This window comes from Ruegeria sp. ANG10 (assembly GCF_040705255.1).
GTDB lineage: Bacteria > Pseudomonadota > Alphaproteobacteria > Rhodobacterales > Rhodobacteraceae > Ruegeria.
In genome coordinates this window covers 1-668 of sequence record NZ_JBFCVU010000032.1, presented here as the reverse complement: position 1 = coordinate 668, position 668 = coordinate 1, and the positions used below count along the sequence as shown (strand labels likewise).

General features: G+C 57.2%; 1 protein-coding gene. It reads right to left on the bottom strand.

Annotation, left to right across the window (positions count from 1 at the left end; translation table 11 throughout):
* A partial coding sequence (locus AB1A64_RS22340) for a nucleotide-binding domain containing protein (protein ID WP_366554365.1) occupies window positions 1-668 on the bottom strand: 668 nt, incomplete at both ends.

Genomic DNA, 668 nt, shown 5'->3' with positions numbered 1-668 from the left:
GCGAAAAAGTCCGGAGCGCCGAAGTTTCCAGACTTTAGAGCCAGCGCAATGGGTTCAGTTTTTCCAACGCTCAGGACTGGCACGCCCGGGTCGATCTCTGGCCCAATTGACATGGCTGGAGACCCCAGTGCCTCGGATACGGCCTTGGCAACGGCTCCCGAGGTCTCCCCCCCAGCCACCACCAATCGCTTGTAGCCCTTCTGGACAAGTTCCCGTGCAGTTTCAGCAAAGAGATTGTCCAGCTGTTCAGCTACAGCTTCCTGACCGAATTGATTTTGGATCGCGCGTACATCATTCGGACTTCCCGATGAATACGCGAGCGGCGCCTGACCCGGATGCGCTTCAAAGAAATCCAGAAGCGTTTGCGTGGTCACATCCCCGGACATGACACCCGGAACATCGATGGCGAACGTCGGATTGGATTCCGCATGAACATTGACCTGCGCACGGGTCGCACCTGAGCAAGACCCTGCAAGGATCGCTGCTGGTCCAGCGATACCTGTGAAGACACTGTCACCTCTTTTGGACGAAGCTTTTCTGACGAAGTTTCTGGGTAGGCCCAATGCTATCCCGGATCCCCCGGAAATGAGCTGGGCATCCTTCAGAGCCTCGCCCCAGGCCAGCAAATCCGCGTCCGAAATCGCATCACCGATCACAAAGCGCTCGTC